The 6,527-nt window shown below is 63.0% G+C and carries 7 protein-coding genes and 1 pseudogene; 4 read left to right on the top strand and 4 right to left on the bottom strand.

Annotated features, from left to right (window positions below; translation table 11 throughout):
• Window positions 1-51 precede the first annotated feature (51 nt).
• Window positions 52-507, bottom strand: a complete 456-nt coding sequence (locus tag EOC06_RS26275; RefSeq protein ID WP_128309150.1) for a DUF6644 family protein — start codon at window positions 505-507, stop codon at window positions 52-54.
• Window positions 508-897 (bottom strand): DUF6152 family protein, encoded by a 390-nt coding sequence (locus tag EOC06_RS26270; RefSeq protein ID WP_128309149.1) that lies wholly within the window; start codon window positions 895-897, stop codon window positions 508-510.
• 221 nt (window positions 898-1,118) lie between these two features.
• On the opposite strand from EOC06_RS26270, the gene EOC06_RS26265 reads away from it, so the two are divergent.
• Window positions 1,119-1,439 (top strand): DUF1476 domain-containing protein, encoded by a 321-nt coding sequence (locus EOC06_RS26265; RefSeq protein WP_128309148.1) that lies wholly within the window; start codon window positions 1,119-1,121, stop codon window positions 1,437-1,439.
• Window positions 1,440-1,741: 302 nt separating this feature from the next.
• On the opposite strand, the gene pncB is transcribed toward EOC06_RS26265, so the two are convergent.
• On the bottom strand, window positions 1,742-3,046 hold the full coding sequence (gene pncB / locus EOC06_RS26255; protein ID WP_128309147.1) for a nicotinate phosphoribosyltransferase: 1,305 nt from the start codon (window positions 3,044-3,046) through the stop codon (window positions 1,742-1,744).
• Window positions 3,047-3,182: 136 nt separating this feature from the next.
• The gene (gene gcvA / locus EOC06_RS26250) at window positions 3,183-4,157 is read right to left on the bottom strand and encodes a transcriptional regulator GcvA (RefSeq protein ID WP_128309146.1); all 975 of its coding nucleotides are present in this window, start codon (window positions 4,155-4,157) and stop codon (window positions 3,183-3,185) included.
• A gap of 205 nt (window positions 4,158-4,362) precedes the next feature.
• Here gcvA and speB point away from each other — a divergent pair, with 205 nt between their 5' ends.
• The 3 genes and pseudogenes from speB to EOC06_RS43550 form a co-directional block, all read left to right on the top strand.
• A complete protein-coding gene (gene speB / locus EOC06_RS26245; protein ID WP_128309145.1) occupies window positions 4,363-5,424 on the top strand; it encodes an agmatinase in 1,062 nt (353 codons plus the stop codon).
• A gap of 85 nt (window positions 5,425-5,509) precedes the next feature.
• The gene (locus EOC06_RS26240; protein WP_127269241.1) at window positions 5,510-6,316 is read left to right on the top strand and encodes a transporter substrate-binding domain-containing protein; all 807 of its coding nucleotides are present in this window, start codon (window positions 5,510-5,512) and stop codon (window positions 6,314-6,316) included.
• A 6-nt stretch (window positions 6,317-6,322) separates the two neighbouring features.
• Window positions 6,323-6,527: pseudogene (locus tag EOC06_RS43550) on the top strand (amino acid ABC transporter permease); the annotation flags it as partial.

Raw genomic sequence — 6,527 nt, 5'->3', positions numbered from 1 at the left:
CGTCGCCTTCGGCGACACCTTCTCCCACAGGGGGAGAAGGAAGATGCGGCGCTAAAGAAATCCGATGAACCGTCCGGCGAACAGCACCGAAGTCCACAGCAGTATCGAGAGCACAGCCAGGATGGCGCTGCCGGCCGGCTCGTCACCGCCTCTGGCGAAGCGCAGGAAGGTGAAAAAATTGACGCCGGCGAGAAGGATGAGCGCCATCTTGGCTAGGAAAACCGGCATAGCCGCATAGGTGCTCGCCTTGACCGAAAACAGCAGCGAGCCAGTGACGAGCGCACCCACGAATGCCGCCAAAGCGGTGCGGCGCAGCAGCGCGACGAACGCGGCGTATGGCAGCGAACGGAGGGCGCCGCATATCCTGAGGTCCATGAGAACGACGCTGGTCAGCAGCGCGCCGATCGACATGATGTGGAGCGCATTGACCACGGGGTAGGCGATGAAGGAAGCCTTCAGCCACCGCGCCAGGGCAAGTTGCTCGATGCCGGCGAAAAACTCCGTCATCTAGGCCGGCGGCACGCGGTCGGGATAGACATCATAGGTCTTGCCGTTGACGATGAGGCGCACCGCTTTCATGCGCTTTTCGCTCGCCTCGAGCGAGCGGTTGCCGATCGCGGTCACCTCGTCGCCGATTTTGGCCACCTCCTCGGTGAAGCCGGCGGCGATCGTGCGGGATGGCGGCGCCATCTCCACCCGCCAGGCCTCGCCCTCGGCGTCGACATCCAGCGTGGCGTGCGGATTGCCGATATAGATGGCCGTGATCTTGCCCCTGAGTTCGAAAAACCCGTCCTGCGTCCACGACCAGCCATGATGCGCATAGGCCGCGGTGCCGGCGGCAAGGATCACGGCCGCCGTCAGCGCGACGCTGCGAATTCCATTGAAAGGCGACCGCATCACTCGTCTCCTCGGTTCGTCCACCATGCATTCGAGAGTAGGACACGGCGCGGCAACGTCAAATCACATCGGCCAAATGACCGGAACCGCCAAGCACCCCGCTCAATCGCCGGCGTGAGCGATCCGGCCTTGCTAATGACCTCCATGCACGCCACTCTCGCCTTCCCTGCCCGCTCTTCCCCAGGCTGAAGACCGGACCCAAACCCGAAACGAGGCAAACCATGAGCAGCATGAGAGACCGTCAGGAAGGCTTCGAAAAGAAGTTCGCGATGGACGAGGATACGAAGTTCAGGGCCATGGCGCGCCGTAACAAGCTGCTCGGCCTGTGGGCCGCCGAAAAGCTCGGCAAATCCGGTGCGGATGCCGACGCCTATGCCAGGGAAGTCGTGCATGCGGATTTTGAAGAGGCCGGCGACAACGATGTCTTCCGCAAGGTCCGCGCCGATTTCGACGCGGCAGGCATCGCCCAGTCGGATGCCCAGATACGCACCGCCATGGAAGAGCTGCTGGTGACCGCGGTCGAGCAGATCAGGTCGACCTGAGCGTCGCTCAGCCTTGATCGGGATAGGGCGTGCCGTCCTTGAGGCACAGGGCCACATTGTGGTGTTGGTTTGCCAGCGGGCTGACTTCCATCGTAGCGCTCTACGGCGCCCCCCTCTGTCCTGCCGGACATCTCCCCCTCAAGGGGGGAGATTGCGCAGCCGTTACAGCTTTCGCCAATCTTCAACGTTGAAGAAGAAGAGCCGTCGGCGGAACTGCCGATCTCCCCCCTTGAGGGGGAGATGTCCGGCAGGACAGAGGGGGGCGCCAAGGAACTCGAACTATCCAGGAGCCCCATCACCGCTCACACCTTGACCAGTTGCTCCACGCGATCCTTCTCGCCAAAAATCCTGATATAGCGTTCGATCTCGTTCTCGTCGCCGGTCGCCTTGGCCGGATTGTCCGACAGCTTCACCGCCGGCCTGCCATTGGCCTCGGTGACCTTGCAGACCAGCGATATGGCGTCGAGGCTGTTGGTTTCCGTCGGCGCGCAGCCTTCGAAATCATTGGTCAGATTGGTGCCCCAGCCGAAGGACATGCGCACCTTGCCCTTGAAGTGGCGATAGGTCTCCTCGATGGTCTCGACTTCAAGCCCGTCGGAGAAGATCAGCAGTTTCTGCCGGGGATCTTTGCCCTTGTCGCGCCACCAGGACAGGATCTTTTCGCCGCCTTCGATCGGCGGCGCGCTGTCGGGGCGAAAGCCCGTCCAGTCGGCCACCCAGTCCGGCGCATCACGCAGGAACGATGCCGTGCCGAAGGCGTCGGGCAGCACGATCAAGAGATTGCCGCCATAGTAACGCTGCCAGTCCTGCAGCACCTTGTAGGGCGACTGCCTCAGCTCTTTTTCCGAGTCGGCGAGGGCGGCGAACACCATCGGCAGCTCATGTGCGTTGGTGCCGAGCGCTTCGAGGTCGTTGTCCATGGCCAGAAGCACGTTGGAGGTGCCGGTGAACGCTTCGCCGATGCCTTCCTTCAGCGCCTCGACGCACCAGCGCTGCCACAGGAAGGAATGGCGCCGGCGCGTGCCGAAGTCCGAGATGCGGATGCCGGGCAGCGCCTTCAGCCGCTCGGTCTTGGCCCACATCTTGGACTTGGCGCGGGCATAGAGCACGTCGAGCGCGAAAGGCCCGAACGCCCGCATCGCCGCGCGCGATCGAAGTTCATTGATGATGGCGAGCGCGGGGATTTCCCACAGTGTGGTGTACATCCACGGCCCGCTGAAGGTCAGTTCATACTGCCCGTCGCGCTTCGACAGCTCGTATTCGGGCAGCCGGAAGCCTTCCAGCCAGGCGAGGAATTCCGGTTCGAAGATCTGCTTGCGGCCGTAGAAATTGTTACCGCCGAGCCAGATCATCTCCTTCTTGGAGAAGCGCAAGGTGCGGGCATGGTCGAGCTGTTCGCGCAATTCGGCCTCGTCGATCTCGTCGGCAAGGCGCACCGAAGTCGTGCGGTTGATCAGCGAGAAGGTTGCGTCGACCTTGGGATACATGCCCCAGATCATCTGCAGCATCAAAAGCTTGTAGAAATCCGTATCGAGCAGGCTGCGCACGATCGGGTCGAGCTTCCAGGTGTGGTTGTAGACGCGCCGCGCAATATCGGTCTTAGCCATGTCTCAACACCGCCTTCGCTGCCTGCCATCCACAATCGCGACAGGCCTCATAGCATCGAATCGGCCAGAACGCTGCCCGCTTTCAGGCTGGCCCGACAAAAAGAGCTGCCTGCATGCGGTGGCGCAGAGCTTGGCATCAACTTGCGGATTTTCCGCCCATCACCCTGAGCGCCGGACGCTTGCGGCGGCTGACGATGCGGCCGGCCACAGGGGCGTCGGCGCGCCCGTCATCCCCGGCCTTCTCGGCGAACAGCCAGTCGATGAACACCTGCACGATCGGTGTCGCCCGCATCTCGTTGCGGCAGACGACATAGAAATCGTCGACCGCCGGCACCGACAGGCTGAACGGCGCGACCAGCATGCCCCTGGCCAGCAGCGCACTTGCCGTCACGGAGTCGCCCAGCGCCACGCCATGGCCATGCACCGCCGCCTCGGTCGCCATGCGCGCATCGCCGAGGTGATGGCGGCGACCCCGCTCCAGGTCCAGCGCTTCGGCGGCCGCCAGCCAGGTGTGCCATTCGCGGCCGTCATCGCCATGCAGGAAGACATGGTCGGCGAGATCCCTGACGCTGCGGATCGGCCGGTTGTTGATCAGGGTCGGGCTGACCACGGGAAACAGTTCGAGGCCCGACCATTTGCGCATCCAGCAATCGGTCCAGCTGCCGTCGCCATAATGCACGCAGACATCGATGGTGGGCGCCCGCAAATCCTTGGGATCGTTGGAAGGGATAAGCGTCAGCCTTATGTCGGGATATTGCGCCATGAAACTGCCGAGCCGCGGTGTCATCCACAACAACAGAAGCGCCGGCACGCAGGAGACCGAAAGTGTGCCGCTGCTCGCCGGCCTTGTCATGCGCTGGGTGGCGGCGGCGATGCCGTCGAAGGCGGTCGACACCGCCGGCAGAAGCTCCGCGCCATGCGGTGTCAGTTTGACCCGCTGGCCGGCCCGCTCGAACAGCTTGACACTAAGCGACTGCTCGAGCGCCTTGATCTGATGGCTGACGGCGCCATGGGTGACATTCAGCTCAATGGCCGCCTTGGTCAGCGAGCCATGTCGGGCCGTTGCCTCGAAGGCGCGCAGTGGATTAAGCGGTGGCAGGCGCTTGGTCATGGGTATCAACTTTATTGTGAGATTTTCTCACAGAAAACACCCTAACAATATCAATTGATTTTTCAATGCCGCTGCCGGACACTGAACCTGGACAGCATCAAGACGTGAATCTGCAGGCAGCCAGCGGGACAGCGGCCCGGCCGGATGACGGTCGGTTCGCAGGCGTCATCCGCGGCGGCACTGCATCAGCCCAGGAGGAGCGGACATGGGATACGATCGCGGCAAGCTCGACGCGTTGCGTCGCAAATATGGTGAAAGCCATGGCGGCGAGATGTTCGACCCGAAATTCCGCAAGGTCGCCGACAAGATCTTCTCCAAGAGCGGCACGCGGCTGGCGCCCTATTCAGGCATCCCGACCTTCCTCGCCGCGCCCTACCGCGAAATATCGGCCGACAATCCGGATTTCGGCGATTTGCAGGTGGCGATGATCGGCGTGCCGATGGACCTCGGCGTCACCAACCGGCCAGGCTCGCGCTTCGGGCCGCGAGCGCTGCGTGCCATCGAGCGCATCGGCCCCTACAATCACGTTCTGGAATGCGCGCCCACACATGAGCTCCGGGTCGCCGATATCGGCGACACGCCGTTCCGCAGCCGCTACCGGCTTGAGACAAGCCATGAGGATATCGAGCGCCGCACCAACCAGATCGTCGATGCCGGCGTCATCCCGCTTTCGATCGGCGGCGACCATTCGATCAGCCACCCGATCCTGAAGGCCGTCGGCAAGAAAGCTCCGGTCGGGTTGATCCATATCGACGCCCACTGCGACACCAGTGGCCTGTTCGACATGACCAAGTTCCACCATGGCGGCCCGTTCCGCAACGCGGTGCTTGACGGCGTGCTCGACCCGACGCGCACCATCCAGATAGGCATCCGCGGCTCGGCCGAATATCTGTGGGAGTTCACCTACGAGTCCGGCATGACCGTGGTGCATGCCGAGGAGGTGACCGGTCTCGGCATTCCGGCCATCATCGAGAAGGCGCGCAGAATAGTCGGCGACGGCCCGACCTATGTCTCCTTCGATATCGACAGCGTCGACCCGGCCTTCGCGCCCGGCACCGGCACGCCGGAAGTTGGCGGGCTGACGACACGCGAAGTGCTCGAACTGCTGCGCGGCCTCAAGGGCCTCAACATCGTCGGCGGCGACGTCGTCGAGGTGGCGCCGCAATATGACGCGACCACCAACACGGCGCATGCCGCCGCACAGGTGCTGTTCGAGATATTGAGCCTGATGGTGTTCAGCCCGGCTATCACCGGCAAGGGAGCCTGACCTCTACGAATCCAAACGAAGGCGGCCGCCGCGCTGGAGCCGGCGGCCGTATCCAACAAACAAGCGTCCAGACAGGGGAATAACAATGACAATCCGCAAGACATTTGCCTCCATCGCCGCCGTGCTGATGCTTGGCACGGCCGGTTTCGGCTTCGCCACACAAGCCGCAAGCGCCGATGCGCTGGCGGACATCACCAAGGCCGGCACCATCAATGTCGGCGTCTTCGCCGACTTTCCGCCCTTCTCCTCGGCCAGCGCCGATATGAGCCTCAAGGGCTATGACATGGATGTCGCGCAATACATTGCCGATACGCTCAAGGTGAAGCTCAACCCCATCGCCGTCACCGGCCAGAACCGCATCCCGTATCTGAACGACAAGCGCGTCGACATCCTGATGAGCGTCGGCTACTCGAAGGAACGCGAACAGGTCATCGACTTCGCCGCCGCCTATGCGCCCTACTACATCGCCGTGATCGGTCCGGCGGCTCTGACGGTCAAGGGCAAGGAAGACCTCGCCGACAAGTCGATCGCCGTCAATCGTGGCACGCTGGAAGACACCTCGCTCACCGAGGCAGCACCGGCGTCGGCCGACATCAAGCGCTTCGACAACTACAATTCGGTGATCCAGGCCTTCATCTCCGGCCAGACGCAGCTGATGGTCGTCGGCAACGATGTCGGCGCGCAGGTGCTGGCCAAGCAGGACGCACTGAAGCCGGAGCAGAAGTTCCAGCTTCTGACCTCGCCCTCGCATATCGGCCTCAACAAGAATGAGGACGGCCTGAAGAAGGCGGTCAACGATGCCATCGCCAAGATGCTGGCCGACGGCAAGCTGGATGAAAGCTCGAAAACCTGGCTGAAGACGCCGCTCAATCCCGAAAACCTCAAGGATTGAGTTTCCGTGGCCTTTGCCTGGCTCCCGGGTGCTCTGGGCGACATCGCGCACGGCGCGGCCACGACGATCCTGCTGATCGCCGTGACCACGCTGGCCGGAACGCTGCTCAGCATCCTGGGTGCCGCGGGGCGACGAAACGGCCCGGTTCTGCTCAAGCGGGCGATCGCCTGTTACGTCGAGGTGATGCGCAACACGCCGTTCCTGGTGCAGC

Source organism: Mesorhizobium sp. M7A.F.Ca.MR.362.00.0.0 (assembly GCF_004023175.1).
Classification (GTDB): domain Bacteria; phylum Pseudomonadota; class Alphaproteobacteria; order Rhizobiales; family Rhizobiaceae; genus Mesorhizobium.
This window is presented reverse-complemented; position numbering and strand designations above follow the sequence as displayed.

Bases quoted from the DNA above. Each gene is read 5' to 3' on its own strand.
- EOC06_RS26265 (WP_128309148.1), top strand. From the start codon at position 1,119: ATGAGCAGCATGAGAGACCGTCAGGAAGGCTTCGAAAAGAAGTTCGCG.
- speB (WP_128309145.1), top strand. From the start codon at position 4,363: ATGGGATACGATCGCGGCAAGCTCGACGCGTTGCGTCGCAAATATGGT.
- EOC06_RS26270 (WP_128309149.1), bottom strand. From the start codon at position 897: ATGCGGTCGCCTTTCAATGGAATTCGCAGCGTCGCGCTGACGGCGGCC.
- pncB (WP_128309147.1), bottom strand. From the start codon at position 3,046: ATGGCTAAGACCGATATTGCGCGGCGCGTCTACAACCACACCTGGAAG.
- gcvA (WP_128309146.1), bottom strand. From the start codon at position 4,157: ATGACCAAGCGCCTGCCACCGCTTAATCCACTGCGCGCCTTCGAGGCA.
- EOC06_RS26240 (WP_127269241.1), top strand. From the start codon at position 5,510: ATGACAATCCGCAAGACATTTGCCTCCATCGCCGCCGTGCTGATGCTT.
- EOC06_RS26275 (WP_128309150.1), bottom strand. From the start codon at position 507: ATGACGGAGTTTTTCGCCGGCATCGAGCAACTTGCCCTGGCGCGGTGG.